Source organism: Cellulomonas iranensis NBRC 101100 = JCM 18110 (assembly GCF_001552375.1).
GTDB lineage: Bacteria > Actinomycetota > Actinomycetes > Actinomycetales > Cellulomonadaceae > Cellulomonas > Cellulomonas iranensis.
Window position 1 is genome coordinate 1 of sequence record NZ_BCRB01000088.1, and the last position, 14,871, is coordinate 14,871.

At 73.6% G+C, this 14,871-nt stretch carries 11 protein-coding genes and 1 pseudogene; 9 read left to right on the forward strand and 3 right to left on the reverse strand.

Features of this window, described 5'->3' with window-relative positions; translation table 11 throughout:
- A pseudogene (locus CS2_RS19115) lies at window positions 1–296 on the forward strand (fucose isomerase); the annotation flags it as partial.
- Window positions 297–306: 10 nt separating this feature from the next.
- Here the strand turns inward: CS2_RS19115 and CS2_RS15200 are convergent.
- Entirely contained in the window at window positions 307–1,299 is a 993-nt protein-coding gene (locus CS2_RS15200) for a LacI family DNA-binding transcriptional regulator (RefSeq protein WP_233421212.1), read from the reverse strand.
- A gap of 121 nt (window positions 1,300–1,420) precedes the next feature.
- On the opposite strand from CS2_RS15200, the gene CS2_RS15205 reads away from it, so the two are divergent.
- From CS2_RS15205 to CS2_RS15235, 7 genes are all read left to right on the forward strand, one after another.
- Entirely contained in the window at window positions 1,421–2,644 is a 1,224-nt protein-coding gene (locus CS2_RS15205) for a Gfo/Idh/MocA family protein (RefSeq protein WP_082740276.1), read from the forward strand.
- On the forward strand, window positions 2,641–3,333 hold the full coding sequence (locus tag CS2_RS15210; protein ID WP_070320619.1) for a ThuA domain-containing protein: 693 nt from the start codon (window positions 2,641–2,643) through the stop codon (window positions 3,331–3,333). Before CS2_RS15205 ends, CS2_RS15210 begins: the two co-directional genes overlap by 4 nt.
- The gene (locus tag CS2_RS15215; RefSeq protein ID WP_070320620.1) at window positions 3,330–4,463 is read left to right on the forward strand and encodes a Gfo/Idh/MocA family protein; all 1,134 of its coding nucleotides are present in this window, start codon (window positions 3,330–3,332) and stop codon (window positions 4,461–4,463) included. Before CS2_RS15210 ends, CS2_RS15215 begins: the two co-directional genes overlap by 4 nt.
- A gap of 315 nt (window positions 4,464–4,778) precedes the next feature.
- Complete coding sequence (locus CS2_RS15220) at window positions 4,779–6,455, forward strand: ABC transporter substrate-binding protein (RefSeq protein ID WP_070320621.1); 1,677 nt, start codon at window positions 4,779–4,781, stop codon at window positions 6,453–6,455.
- Between the two features lie 83 nt (window positions 6,456–6,538).
- A complete protein-coding gene (locus tag CS2_RS15225; protein ID WP_070320622.1) occupies window positions 6,539–7,567 on the forward strand; it encodes an ABC transporter permease in 1,029 nt (342 codons plus the stop codon).
- The gene (locus CS2_RS15230) at window positions 7,561–8,496 is read left to right on the forward strand and encodes a carbohydrate ABC transporter permease (protein ID WP_370297504.1); all 936 of its coding nucleotides are present in this window, start codon (window positions 7,561–7,563) and stop codon (window positions 8,494–8,496) included. The genes CS2_RS15225 and CS2_RS15230 overlap by 7 nt, the downstream gene beginning before the upstream one ends.
- Before the next feature lie 226 nt (window positions 8,497–8,722).
- Window positions 8,723–13,075: an Ig-like domain-containing protein gene (locus CS2_RS15235; protein WP_070320623.1), complete on the forward strand. Its 4,353-nt coding sequence runs from the start codon at window positions 8,723–8,725 to the stop codon at window positions 13,073–13,075.
- A gap of 117 nt (window positions 13,076–13,192) precedes the next feature.
- On the opposite strand, the gene CS2_RS15240 is transcribed toward CS2_RS15235, so the two are convergent.
- The gene (locus CS2_RS15240) at window positions 13,193–14,188 is read right to left on the reverse strand and encodes a pirin family protein (RefSeq protein WP_070320624.1); all 996 of its coding nucleotides are present in this window, start codon (window positions 14,186–14,188) and stop codon (window positions 13,193–13,195) included.
- Between the two features lie 83 nt (window positions 14,189–14,271).
- Between CS2_RS15240 and CS2_RS15245 the strand changes: the two genes are divergently transcribed.
- Window positions 14,272–14,493, forward strand: coding sequence for an SCO4848 family membrane protein (locus CS2_RS15245; RefSeq protein ID WP_046529952.1), 222 nt, complete (start codon window positions 14,272–14,274; stop codon window positions 14,491–14,493).
- Here the strand turns inward: CS2_RS15245 and CS2_RS15250 are convergent.
- Window positions 14,477–14,871 (reverse strand): 4Fe-4S single cluster domain-containing protein (locus CS2_RS15250; RefSeq protein WP_156442162.1); only part of this gene is annotated, 395 nt, incomplete at its 5' end. The genes CS2_RS15245 and CS2_RS15250 overlap by 17 nt on opposite strands.

Here is a 14,871-nt window from a genome sequence, read left to right on the forward strand (position 1 = left end):
GGGTCTACATCGCGCAGGGGCGTCTGCACGCCGACCTGGGCCGGGCCACCGCGGTCGACCTGCCCGAAGCCGAGACGACGCGCCGCAAGCAGGCCACGAACCCGGAGTGGCCGATCCTGCACGCCGTGCTGCACGGCGTGACCCGTGACCAGTTCATGGCCCGCCACAAGGCCAACCACCTCAACGTGGCCTACGCCCCCGACGCGACCACCGCCGACAAGGCCCTGACCGCCAAGGCCGCCATGCTCCACGGCATGGGCATCCAGGTCCACCTCTGCGGCGACATCCAGATCTGACCGCCCGCCCTCACCCCGCGCGCGTCGACCCCCGCACCACGAGCGACACGGGGTTGACGACGTGCTCGGGCGGCGCGTCGTCGCCGGACATGCGCTGCTCGAGCAGCCGCATGGCGGTGGCGGCGAGCTCGCGCGAGTGGGGGTCGACCGACGTGAGGCGCGGGACCAGGAAGTCGGAGAACAGCAGGTCGTCGAACCCGACGACCTGCACGTCCTGCGGGACGCGCAGCCCGTGCTCGGCGAGCGCGGACATCGCGCCGAGGGCGACCATGTCGGTCACGGCGAAGACGGCGTCGAACGGCACGCCGTCCGCGATCAGGGCCGTGAGCGCGGCACGTGCGTGGCGGACGTCGTAGTCCTGCACGGGGACGACGAGCCGCGGGTCGGCCGGGACGCCTGCGTCGGCGTGCGCCTGCCGCCAGCCGACGAGGCGCGAGTGCGAGATGCCGAACTCGGCGACGAGCGAGCCGCCGAGCGCGACGACGCGGCGGGCGCCGTGCTCCAGCAGGTGCGCGGTCGCGAGCCGCCCGCCCTCCTCGTTGGCGAGGCGGACGTGGTCGACCGTGGCGGGCATGGGGCGCTCGCCCAGCACGACCAGCGGGGTGCGGCGGCGGGCCCGCTCGACGTCGTCGTGGTCGAGCCCGACGGCCGAGAGCAGCACGCCGTCGAACATCTGCAGGCGCTGGAACGTGATGGCGGCGCGCTCGGACTCGGTGAGGGCGGACGTGCGCTCGAGCACGAGGTGGCGGCCGGTGGCCTCGGCGAGCACGGCGAGCTTGTCGGCGATCTCGCCGAAGTAGTCGTGCACCGACGGCACGATGAGCGCGATCGTGTCCGAGCGGCCCACGCGCAGGTGGCGCGCGGTGAGGTTGACCTCGTAGCCCAGCTCGTCCGCGACCGCGAGGATCCGTGACCGGGTGGCCTCCGAGACGCGCCCGCGGGCCGTCAGCGCGTTGGACACGGTCGTCACGGTGACGCCGGTCCGCTGCGCGATGTCGCTCATGGTGACCATCGCAACCTCCGCTGGGGATCATGGCAGACGCGCCGCGGGCGGTTGACGGGTTCGACGTCCCGTGACAGCCTGCGGAGAACGGATTGATCGATAAACCAACGCGGGAGTCCCATTGTCGCGACCCTCCACGTCCGAGCTGCGCGTCGCCCTTGTCGGCACCGGCTTCATGGGCCGGGCCCACTCGCACGCGTGGCGCACCGCCGGCGCCTTCTTCGACCTGCCCCGCCGCCCGCGCCTGCAGGTCGTGGCCGGCCGCGACGCCGGCCGCACGCGCGACCTGGCCGATCGCTTCGGCTGGCACGAGGCGCAGACCGACTGGCGCGCCGTCGTCGAGCGCGACGACGTCGACGTCGTCGACATCTGCACGCCGGGCGACACGCACGAGCCGATCGCCCTCGCCGCGCTCGCCGCCGGCAAGCACGTGCTGTGCGAGAAGCCGCTCGCCAACTCGGTGCCCGAGGCCGAGCGCATGGCCGCCGCCGCGCGCGACGCCCGCACGCGCGGCGTGCTGGCCATGTGCGGGTTCAGCTACCGCCGCACACCGGCCCTCGCGCTCGCGCGGCAGCTCGTCGCCGAGGGCTTCACGGGCGAGATCCGGCACGTGCGGGCCCAGTACCTGCAGGACTGGCTCTCCGACCCCGACGCGCCCCTGACGTGGCGGCTCGACGCGACGCGCGCGGGCAGCGGCACGCTCGGCGACATCGCCGCGCACTCGGTCGACACCGCGCAGTGGCTCACCGGCAGCCGCATCACCGACGTCTCGGCCGTGCTCCGCACGTTCGTCACCGACCGTCCGGTGGGCGGCGAGCACGTCGGCCTCGGCGGGCGCGGCGACGGCGGCGAGCGCGGCCCCGTCACCGTCGACGACGCCGCGGCGTTCACCGCCTCGTTCGACGGCGGCGCGCTCGGCGTCTTCGAGGCCACGCGCCTGGCGACGGGCCGTCGCAACGCCAACCGCATCGAGATCGACGGCGAGCTCGGCTCGATCGCGTTCGACTACGAGCGCAGCAACGAGCTCGAGGTCTACGACGCGCGTGACGACGCCCGCACGCAGGGCTTCCGCCGCGTGCAGGTCACCGAACCCGTCCACCCCTACATGGCGGCATGGTGGCCCGCCGGGCACGGCATCGGCTACGAGCACGGCTTCACGCACCAGGTCGTCGACCTGGTGCAGGCGATCGCCGACGGCACCGACCCGTCCCCGACGTTCGACGACGCGCTCGACGTGCAGCGCGTCCTCCACGCCGTCGCCGTCAGCGCGGCCGACCGCTCGGCCCGCACGCCCGTCGCGCGCCCCGACGTCGCGCGTCCCACGAACGAGGAGGTGGGTGCGTGAGGCGCGCCCTGGTCGTCCGCGGCGGATGGGACGGGCACCAGCCCGTCGCCGCCACCGAGCTGTTCCTGCCGTTCCTGCGCGCGCAGGGCTTCGAGGTCGCCGTCCACGAGACCAACGAGGTCTACGCGGACGCCGAGGTCATGTCCGCCACCGACCTGGTGGTGCAGAGCGTGACGATGTCGAGCATCGGCCACGACGAGCTCTGGGGCCTGCGCGGCGCCGTCGAGGCGGGCACGGGCCTGGTCGGCTGGCACGGCGGCATCGCCGACTCCTACCGGAACAGCTCGGACTACCTGCAGCTGGTCGGCGGGCAGTTCGCGACCCACCCCGGCAAGGAGCCGTCGCTGCGCGTCGGCGACGAGACCGACAACTACCTGCCCTACACGGTCGAGATCACCGACCTGGGCCGCGAGCACCCGATCACCGCGGGGCTCGACGACTTCGAGCTCGAGTCCGAGCAGTACTGGGTGCTGCACGACGACCTCGTCGACGTCCTCGCCACCACGACCCACCCGACGCAGCCGTACCACCCGTGGCACCGGCCGCTCACGTCGCCCGCGGTGTGGACGCGGCACTGGGGGAAGGGTCGGGTCGTCGTCGCGACGCCCGGCCACACGCCCGAGGTGCTGCAGCACCCGTCGGTGCGCGCGATCGTGGAGCGCGGCATGCTCTGGGCGGCGCGCGCGTGAGCCGCGTCGGCGTCGGCGTCGTGGGCGTCGGGGTCATCTCGCGGACGTACCTCGAGACGCTCACGGCGCACGGCGGCGTCGACGTGGTCGCCGTCGCGGACCTCGACCGGGACCGCGCCCGGCACGTCGCGGACCAGCACCCCGGCACGCGCGCGGTCGACGTCGCGACCCTGCTGGCGGACCCCGCGGTCGACGTGGTCCTCAACCTCACGGTGCCGCTCGCGCACGAGGAGGTCGCGCTCGCCGCGATCGGTGCGGGCAAGCACGTGTTCGGGGAGAAGCCGCTCACGGCCACGCCGGAGGGCGCGCGGCGCGTGCTCGCGGCCGCCGACGCCGCCGGCGTCCGCGTCGGGTGCGCACCGGACACGGTGCTCGGCACGGGCGTGCAGGCGGCGCGCGCCGTCGTCGAGGCGGGCACGATCGGGCGGCCGTCAAGCGCGCTCGCGACGTGGGTGTCGCCCGGGCACGAGGGCTGGCACCCGCAGCCCGACTTCTACTACCGCGCGGGCGGCGGGCCGCTGCTCGACATGGGGCCGTACTACCTGACGGCCCTCGTGCACCTGCTCGGGCCCGTGACGCACGTGCAGGGCGCCGCGGGGCGGGCGCGCGACGAGCGCGTCATCGGGTCCGGCCCGCGGGCCGGCGAGCGGGTGCCCGTCGAGGTCGCGACGCACGTGACGGGCCTGCTGGAGCACGCGGACGGGGCGATCTCGACCGTGACCGTGAGCTTCGACGGCGGGCGCTCGCGCGCGCGGCCCGTCGAGGTGCACGGCGAGCGCGGGTCGGTGTCGGTGCCCGACCCCAACGCGTTCGACGGCGAGGTGGAGGTGTGGACCCCGGACGCGGGCTGGCACGTGGTCCCGCCGGGCGCGGGGTACGCGGGGTCGGCGCGCGGGATCGGCCTGCTCGACATGGTCGACGCCGTCGGGCCCGGCGGCGGGGCGCACCGGGCGAGCGGCGAGCTCGCGGCGCACGTGCTCGAGGTGATGACGTCGCTGCTGGCGTCCGCCGAGGGTGCGGGCCGTGTGCCGGTCGCGTCGCGGCCCGTCGTGCCGCCGCTCGTGCCCCTCACGGCGCGCGACGCGTGGTGCGCGCCGCAGCCGCGGGGGGTGGTCGCCGCCGAGCGCTGACGTCCGGTCGGCGCCCGCGCGGCGGTCGACGCACCGCTGTCGAAACTATCGACAGCGACGTCGTCGCGACCCCGACCTGGGCGTCCGTCCACTGTCGCTTAATCGTTACTTCACAGGGGCTTCGTGGGTCTTGACGGGGTGAATGTCGGGACCTAGCCTCCTGAAACTATCGGTCCTCGGTCGCGTCAACCTGTTTTTCGTGCATCGACCGGGGTCCCGCACGAGGACCTGCACCACCGCCCGACGGCGGACGGTGGCGGCCGGTCCGCGGCCCGGTCGGCGTAGCCCGGGCCTGGACTCGATGAGGAGACCTACATGCTCAACGGCGGGACGTACACGGGACGCACGGCGCGACGCCGGCGCGCCGGGGCCATCGGGGCGGCCGCGCTCGCGGCGACCCTCGGGCTCGCGGCCTGCGGCAGCGGCGACAGCGGCGGCGGCGGGGGCACGGCGAGCGGCGAGGACCTCGAGTGCTCGGTCGACGCGGTCGCGGACCAGCCCTGGAAGGCCTCCGAGCCGCGCGAGTTCTCGGTCCTGTGGACCGACTGGCCCGACTACCCGGTCACCGACTCGTGGCAGTTCTTCGACGAGATCGAGAAGCGCACCAACGTCAAGCTCAACCTGACGAACATCCCGTTCAGCGACGCGACCGAGAAGCGCAGCCTCCTCATCAGCGCGGGCGACGCGCCGCAGATCATCCCGCTCACCTACACGGGCGACGAGCGGCAGTTCGCCGCCTCGGGCGCCGTGGTCCCCATGAGCGACTACGTCGACTACATGCCCAACTTCCAGAAGTACGTGGAGGAGTGGGACCTGGGCGACATGATCGACAACCTCCGCCAGGCCGACGGCAAGTACTACATGGTGCCGGGCCTGCAGGAGGTCTCGGTCCCCGTCTTCACGCTCATCATCCGCCAGGACGTCTTCGACGAGGTCGGCGCGCCCGCCCCCGAGACGTGGGAGGACCTGCAGACCGGCCTCGAGATGATCAAGGCCAAGTACCCCGACAGCAAGCCGCTCGCGGACGGCTTCGAGGGCCAGTCGATGATCAACTACGCCGCCCACTCGTTCGGCACGGTCGGCGGCTGGGGCTTCGGCACCGGCGCCTGGTACGACGAGGACGCCGACGAGTTCGTCTACGCGCCCACCACCGAGGGCTACAAGCAGATGGTCGAGTACTTCAACGGCCTCACCGAGGCCGGGCTGCTCGACACCGAGTCGTTCACCGACTCGAACGACGGCGGCGGCACCGTCACCGAGAAGATCGCCGCCGAGACGGTCTTCGCCGCGTCCGGCGCGTCCGGCACGGTCCAGGAGTTCGCGACCGCGCTCGACGCCGCGGGCGTCACGGACTACGAGCTCAAGCAGATCGCGCCCCCGGGCGGCCCCGCCGGCATGGTCGTCGAGCCCCGCAACTTCTGGAACGGCTTCATGCTGACCCAGGACGCGGTCAACGACCCGAACTTCTGCGACCTGCTGCAGTTCACCGACTGGCTGTACTACAACCCCGAGGCCCGCGACATGATCCAGTGGGGCGTCGAGGGCGAGACGTACACCAAGGACGGCGACACCTACACGCTGAACCCCGAGTACACGCACAAGCAGCTCAACCTCAACCCGAGCGGCACGATCGACATCAAGAAGGACCTCGGCTTCGCCAACGACGTGTTCGCCGGGTCCACCGAGTCGCGGGCGCTCAAGGAGTCGTACAACGTCCCCGCGTTCGTCGAGTACATCGACTCGGTGCTCTCGACCCGCACGCCGCGCGACCCGTTCCCGCGCGCACCCCTGGACGAGGCCGAGCTCGAGCAGTCGTCGCTCCTGGCGACACCGCTCAAGGACTCGGTCGACACCGCGACGCTCGAGTTCATCCTCGGGCAGCGTGACCTGTCGCAGTGGGACTCCTTCCTGAGCCAGCTCGAGGGCCAGGGTCTCCAGCAGTACATGGACCTGATCAACGGTGCGCGCGAGCGCGCCGCCGAGAAGGGCTGACCCCGCCCTCCCCGCCCGGTGGGCCGGCCCCGACGTCACGGGGCCGGCCCACCGGGCACCACCTGCTCACGAAGGAGTGAGACATGAGCGCAGCTCAAGTGACGGGCGACGCACTCGTGACCGAGGACCCGCGGGACCGGCGCGTGCCCGCGCCCGGCGGCGCAGGGGGCCGCCCGGCCGGCCGTCCCCGCCGGGGCAGGGCCGCGGGCACGGTGCCGTGGCGCGCGGCGCTGCGGCGCGACTGGCCGCTGTACGCGATGGCGCTGGTCCCCGTCCTGTTCCTGCTGGTGTTCCGCTACGCGCCGATGTTCGGCAACGTCATCGCGTTCCGCCGGTTCCGTCCCGGCGGCAGCATCATCGGTGACGAGTGGGTCGGCCTGCGGTACATCGAGATGTTCCTGTCCGACCCCAACTTCTGGAACGTCTTCGCCAACACGGCGATCCTCGGCGGCCTCACGCTGCTGTTCTGCTTCCCGCTGCCGATCGTGCTCGCGCTGTCCCTCAACGAGGTCCGCAAGCGCGCGTTCAAGCGCACGGTGCAGTCGATCTCCTACCTGCCGCACTTCCTGTCGGTCGTGATCGTCGTCGGCATGACCATGCAGCTGCTGTCGCTGCAGGGCACCGTCAACCAGGTCATCGAAGGGTTCGGCGGCGAGGCGATCCCGTTCCTGCAGCGGGCCGAGTGGTTCCGCACCATCTACGTCGGGTCCGAGATCTGGCAGACCGTCGGCTGGGGCACGATCCTCTACCTCGCGGCGCTCACCACGGTCGACGCGTCGCTCTACGAGGCGGCGCGCATCGACGGCGCCAACCGCTGGCGCCAGACCTGGCACGTGACGCTGCCGGGCATCCGCCCGACCATGGTCACGCTGCTCATCCTCAACATCGGCACGTTCCTCAACGTCGGGTTCGAGAAGGTCCTGCTGCTGTACAACCCGCTGACCTACTCGACCGCCGACGTCGTCTCGACCTACCTGTACCGGGTCGGCCTGGTGTCGAACAACTTCAGCTACGCGACCGCGATCGGCCTGTTCCAGGCCCTCATCGGGCTCGTGATGGTGCTGACCGCGAACTTCGTGTCGCGCCGAGTGGTGGGAGCAAGCCTGTGGTGACGCAGTCCGCCCTGACGTCCTCGACGAGCCCCGCCGGGGGCACGTCCGTCGGCCCGCGCGACTCGCGCGGGTACCGGGTCTTCACGTGGGTCAACGGCGCGTTCCTCGTGCTGCTGTGCGCCTTCATGCTGTACCCGTTCATCACGGTCATCGCGCAGTCGTTCTCCAGCCCCGGCGCCGTCAAGGCGGGCCTGGTCAACGTGTGGCCCGTCGGCTTCAACCTCGACACGTACGAGGCCGTGTGGCAGAACAAGATGTTCTGGCGCTCGTACCGCAACACCGTGGTCTACACGGTCGTCGGCACGACCATCGCGATGGTGCTGACCACGCTGCTGGCCTTCGTGCTGTCGAAGCGGCACCTGCGCGGGCGCACGGGCCTCATCTGGGTCGCGATGTTCACGATGTTCTTCAACGGCGGCCTGATCCCCAACTACGTGCTCATCCAGACCCTCGGGCTGAAGAACACGATGTGGGCGGTCGTGCTGCCGGGCGCGATCTCGATCTTCAACCTGCTGGTCATGAAGTCGTTCTTCGAGAACCTGCCGGCGGAGATGGAGGAGGCCGCGCAGATCGACGGCCTCGGGTGGTTCGGCATCTTCGGCCGCATCGTCATCCCGCTGTCCAAGGCGGTGATCGCGACCATGATCCTGTTCTACTCGGTGGCCATCTGGAACGACTGGTTCGCGGCGTTCCTCTACATCGACAAGCAGGAGCTGTTCCCGGTCACGCTGTTCCTGCGCAACCTCATCGCCGGTGCGTCGTCCGCGGCGTCCGAGGGGGCCGCCGTCGCGGGCACGACGTCCGCGGCGATCGCCGCCAACATCCAGTCGGTCACGATGATCCTCACCATCATCCCGATCCTCTGCGTGTACCCGTTCGTGCAGCGGTACTTCGTGTCCGGCGTCATGCTCGGCTCCGTCAAGGGCTGACACCCGCAGGGGTGGTGGCACCCACGGTGCCGCCGTCCGGGGGTGCCCGCAGCGCCGCGGCCTGGGTCCTGGTACCCAGGCCGCGGCGCTGACCTGTTTCTTCACCCGGTCCGGTGCGTCGCATTCGCCCCGCGCCGTCACCAACGGCCCCTTGCGGCTCTCCCTACGTTGCGTGCTGGACGGGCGTCAAGAACGCGCGTCCGTCCACCACAGCGGGGAGAGGGTCGTGGCACAGACGCAGGAGGCGCGCGGGGCGCGCAGGGGGACGGGTGCGCACGCGTCGCGCCGAGGGCGGCGCGGGTCCGCGGCCCTCGCGGCGGCGGTCGTGGCGGCGCTGCTGGCACCGCTCGCGCTCGTGGGCCTCGCGGCACCCGCCGCGGCGGCGGAGTACCGGCCGTTCGGCTCGGTGTTCTCGACCAACACGAACGGCGAGATCCTGCTCTCGGCCAACACGCTGATGACGTGCACGACGGGCGCCAACAACTGCGCCGCGGTGCGTGACGGGTCGTCGTCGACGAACCTCAGCAACAACGACCACACCATGCGCTACGTGGACGTCGACGGCGACGCCTCGACGTTCAACTCGTCGTCCGCCGAGCTCGCGATCCCCGCGGGCGGCAGCGTGCTGTGGGCCCGGCTCTACTGGGGCGGCCGCACGGCCGCGGCCAACACGGCCGGTGCCGACGCGACGCTGCGCGACCGCGCGGTGCTGCGCGTGCCCGGCGCCACGTCCTACGCCACCGTCACCGCCGCGCACGTCGACGTCGCGCCCGACCGCGCGTACCAGTCCTTCGTCGACGTGACCGACCTCGTCACGGCGGCGGGCAGCGGCTCGTACATGGTCGGGAACGTGCAGTCCTCGGCCAACGGCACCAACAACTACGCCGGCTGGACCCTCGTCGTCGCGGTCGCCGACCCCGCCGCCCCGGCCCGCAACCTCACGGTCTTCGACGGCTTCGGCTCGGTCGCCAACGGCGACCCGCTGCCCGAGTTCACGGTCGACGGCTTCATCACGCCGCCCACGGGTGACATCCGCACGTCCGTCGGCGTCGTCACGTACGAGGGCGACCGCGGGCTCGTCGGCGACCAGCTGCTGCTCAACGGGCTGCCGCTCACGGACGCCGAGAACCCCGCGAACAACGCCTTCAACTCGACCATCACGCGTGCGGGGGTCGACCGCGCGTTCCTGGCCGGTGCGGCCGCCGACGGCAGCCGGCGCAACCCCGCCTACCGCAACCAGCTCGGCTTCGACGCCGACGTCTTCACGGTCGGCAGCGACTACATCCCGAACGGTGCCACGAGCGCGCGGTTCCGGCTCACGACGGGCGGCGAGCAGTTCTTCCCCGGCGTCGTGACGTTCTCGACCGAGCTCTACGACCCGACCCTGCTCGGCCACAAGTCGGTCACCGACCTCAACGGCGGCGACGTGCGTCGCGGCGACGTCCTCGAGTACTCGGTGCCCGTGAGCAACATCGGCCTCGACGTGGCGTCCGACAGCCGGTTCTTCGACGCGATCCCCACGGGCACCACGTACGTGCCCGGGTCGCTGCAGGTCGACGGCCAGCCCCTCACGGACGCCGAGGGCGACGACGACGGCTACTACGCGCAGGACCCGAGCGGCCACGTCGTGGTCCACCTGGGTACGGGCGCCGACGCGTCGCGCGGCGGCGACATCCCCATCACCGTCGGCCCCGACCCCGCGCACGTCGTCACCTTCCGCGTGCGGGTCGACGACGCCGCCCCCGCGGGCGTCGAGCTCGTCAACGCCGCCGCCATGACCTACCGGGGCCACACGACGCGCGCCGCGGCGTCGTCCGCGACGAACGTCGTGCAGCGTCCCGTCGCCGAGCCCGCGACCGCGGGCCAGACGCCGCCGGTCGCGCAGCCCTACGTGCGGACGTTCACGCCGCGCAGCGCGACGCCGGGCCTGCGCGTCGACGTGCTCGCCGACGCGCGCGACGCCGAGGGCGGCCCGCTGCGGACGGTCGCCGTGACGGACGCCGCGGGCGGCTCGGTGACGATCGGCACCGACGGCGCGCTGACGTACACGCCGCGCGCCGACTTCGCCGGGCGCGACGTGTTCACGTACACGATCGAGGACCCGACGGGCCTGCGGTCGACGGCGGCCGTGCAGGTCGTCGTCGTCAACGAGGCGCCGGTCGTCGGCGACGACACCGCGACCTCCACGGGCGGCCCGGTGACGATCGCCGCGCTCGCGAACGACTCGGACCCCAACGGCGACGCGATCGCCTACCGCTCGGTGCCCACGACCACGCCGCACGGCACCGTGACCGTCGACGACCAGCAGCGGCTGGTGTACACGCCGGCCCCCGGGTTCCGCGGCACGGACGCGTTCGACTACACGGTCGAGGACTCGCGCGGCGCCGCGACGACCGGCCGCGTGACCGTCACGGTCGGCAACGGGGCACCGGTCGCGCAGGGCGAGACGCTGCGGGTCAACCCCGGCAGCAGCACGCCGATCGCGCTGCTCGCCAACGACTCCGACCCCAACGGCGACCCCGTGCGCGTCGAGGTCGTCACGCCGTTCACGCAGGGCACGGCCACGGTCGACCCCGCCACGGGCGTCGCGACGTACGTCGCACCCGCGAACCCCACGGGCCCCGCGACCATGACGTACCGCGTGGCCGACGACCAGACGCCCGCCGGGCGCTCGGACGTCGTGACCGTCACCGTCACGTTCAACGGCGCACCGCTCGCGGGCGACCGCACGGTCGACGTCCCCGAGGGCGACGCGGACGTGGTCGTCGACGTGGCGGGCGCCGCGAGCGACCCCGACGGCGACGCGCTGACGTTCGCGGTCGGCACCGCACCCGCGCACGGGTCCGCCGTCGTGACGGGTGCGGGCGGCGTCCGCTACACGCCCGCGGCCGGCTGGGCGGGCACGGACACGTTCACGTACACCGCGACCGACCCGATGGGCCTGACGGCGACCGGCACGGTCACCGTCACGACGCCCAACGTCGCGCCGACCGTCACGACGTCGGGCGCGTCGGTCGCGACCGACGGCCTGCTCGCGGGCGTCGACGTGCTGCAGCACGCGTCCGACGTCAACGTCGGGCCCACCGACCAGGTGCTGCGCGTCACGGGCGCCACGGCCGACCACGGCGCGCAGGTCACCGTGAACCCCGACGGCACGCTCGACGTGCGGCCGGCCACGGGCTACCGCGGGACCGTCACGGTCACGTTCACGGTGTCCGACGGCGCGGGCGGCAGCGTCGACGGCACGCTCGTCGTCACGGTCGCCAACGCCGCGCCGCGCGTGCTGCCCGACACCGCCGCGACGGACACGGACACGGCCGTGCTCGTCGACGTGCTCGGCAACGACGACGACGCGAACGGCGACGTCCTCACGGTCGTGCCCGCGTCGCTCACCGTGCCCGTCGACGCGGCGGGCACGCCCCGCGGCGGCGTCGAGGTCGTCGACGGTCAGGTCCGGTACACGCCGCCGGCCGGCTGGGCGGGCGTCGTGACGTTCTCCTACGACGCGACCGACGGCCTCGCGGCCGGCACCGCGTCGGTCACGGTGACGGTCCGCAACGCCGCACCGGTCACGCACGCCGCACGCGTGACGACCCCGGCGGGCGTGCCCGCGACGGTCGACCTCGTGGCGCGCACGACGGACGCGAACCTCGGTGCGACCGACCAGCAGCTGGTCGTCACCGGGGCCGCCGCCGACGCGGACGCGCAGGTCGTGCTCACCGACGACGCACGCGGCGTCGTCGTCACGGGCGCACCCGGGTTCAAGGGCGACGTCACCGTGACGTACACGGTGTCCGACGGCGCGGGCGGCACCGCGGACGGCGTCCTCGTCGTCACGGTCGCGAACGCCGCCCCGGTCGTGCCCCCGCGCGGGCCCGACGCGACGCCGTACGGCACGCCCGTCGTCGTCGACGTGCTCGACGGCGTCACCGACGCCAACGACGACGCGCTCACCGTCACCGAGGTGGGCACGGCGGTCGACGCCGACGGCACGCCGCGCGGCACGGTCACGCTGGTCGACGGCGTCGTGACGTACACGCCGCCGACCGGCTGGTCGGGCGACGTGACGTTCGAGTTCGCGGTGTCCGACGGCACCGACACGAGCCGCGGGACCGTGACCGTCACCGTGGGCAACGGCGCACCCGTCGTCCCGGCGACCACGGTCACGGTCGGCAACGCCGGCCCGTCAGCGATCGACGTGCTCGCGGGCGCGAGCGACCCCGAGGGCGGCGAGCTGACGGTCGTCGACGTCGAGCAGCCCGCCACGGGCACGGTGACGGTCGTCGACGGCAGGCTCGTCTACACGCCCGAGCCCGGGTTCGTCGGCAGCGTGACGATCACGTTCACGGTCGCGGACCCGCAGGGCGCGCGCACGGTCTCGACCGTGACGGTCCAGGTCGTCGCGGCCGCCGCGGGCGGGACGACGCCCGTCGCGGTCGAGGCGGTGCCGGCCCCGGCCGGTGACGCGCTCGCGGTCACGGGTGCGCAGGTCGCCGGTGTCGGCGCGGCGGCGGTCCTGGTGCTGCTGGTCGGCGCGGGGCTGGTCGTCGCGCGCCGTCGCTGGACGCACGCGGGCTGACGCACCTCACGGGCCCACCCGGGCCGTGCCGCCGCGACGCCGTCGCAGCGCGCACGGACCGGGTGGGCCCTGCGCGTCCCTGCGGCGGTGCGGCGCGCTGCGGGCCGGGTGCGCGGCTCAGCGCGCGCGGTCGCGGGGGCGCAGCCGCACGTTCGGCAGCTCGGGTGCGGGCAGCGCGGGGCCGTCGTAGCCGTGCACCTCGCCGTACCGGCCCAGGCCGGCGGCGTCCCCGGCGATCGCGGCCTGCCACTGCGCGCGCGCCTCGACGACCTCGTCGTGCGTGCGGCCCACGAAGTTCCACCACATGAGGACGGGCTCCTCGAACGGTGTGCCGCCCAGCAGCACCGCGCGCACGGGCCGGTCGCCGGCCTCCAGCACCAGCACGTCGCGCCCGGGCGGCGCGTACGCGAGCCACGCCGGGTCGACGTCGTGGCCCTCGAACCGCAGCGCACCGGAGTCGACCAGCACGCCGTGCTCGAAGGACGGGTCGACGGGGAGCCGCACGCGCGTCCCGGCGGGCACGTCGACCTGCGCGGCGACGAGCGGCGAGTACGCGCGCGCCGGGGACTCGACGTCGCCCAGACGCCCCAGGAACACCTGCAGCACCGCACCGTCGACGGTCAGCCGCGGCACGTCGGCGACGTGCTCGAACGCGCGGTCGCCGTGCCGCGCCGACTCCGGCAGCGCCGTCCACAGCTGCACGCCGTGCAGCACCGGGCGGTCGGGGAACGTCGCGGGCGTCGACTCCTCGGAGTGGCAGATGCCGCGCCCCGCGGTCATGAGGTTGAGCTGCCCGGGCGTGATGGTCTGCTCCGAGCCCAGCGCGTCGCGGTGCAGCACCGCGCCCTCGAACAGCCACGTCACGGTCTGCAGCCCGGTGTGCGGGTGCGGCGGCACGTCCATGCCGCCGGTCGCCGCGACGTCGTCGGGGCCGTAGTGGTCCGCGAAGCAGAACGGCCCGATCAGCGAGCGCGCACGCGACGGCAGCGTGCGGCGCACCGTCATCGCGCGCGGGCCGCCCAGCGGCACGTCGCGCGGCTCGACGAGCTCGACGTCGGCGGCCGGGCCCGCGACGCACACCTGCTCGGTCGGTCGGGCCTCGAGGTTCGTCACGCGGTCAGGCTACGGGGGCTGCCGGCGGCGGTCGACGACGGCCGGCACCGACCCGGCGCCGGCGCGTGTGCCAGCATCGACGCGTGGAGCTCCCCGTCGCCTGGTCCGTCCTGCTCGTCGTCGCCGGGCTCTGGAACCTCGTCGTGTGGCCGGCGTTCCTGCGCCGCGTCGCCAAGGACCCGCGGGCGCGCGACGCCGCCGGGCGCGCGACCCGGTTCCTCACCGTGCACGTCGTGCTCGTCGTCGTGTCGCTCGCGCTGGGCCTCGCGGTCGCGACGGCCGGCGTGCTCACGCTCGTGGGCTGACCGTCGCCGCGGCCCCCGGCGGTGCGCCGACGGCCGCCCCGTCGGGCTGCGTCGGGCCCGCCGCGCTCGGCGGCACCCGCAGCCCCGCTGCGTGCCACGTCGCGCCGCCTGCCGCGAGCGACGCCCGCACGTCGAGCACGCGCTGGTTGCGGCTGCCGCGGAACGCGAGCGTCAGGTCCCGCTGCGCGAGCTCGAACCGGCCGTCGACCAGCACGTCGACCTCCGCGAGCAGCGCGCGCTGGTCGTCGTGCCCGGCCGCGAGCTCCTCGAACGTGTAGCCCGTCCACGCCCACACGTCGCGCGTGGCCCCGAGCTCGGCGCGCAGCCGCCGCACGAGCCGCAGGCACACCTCCGTGTTGAGGAACGGCTCGCCGCCCC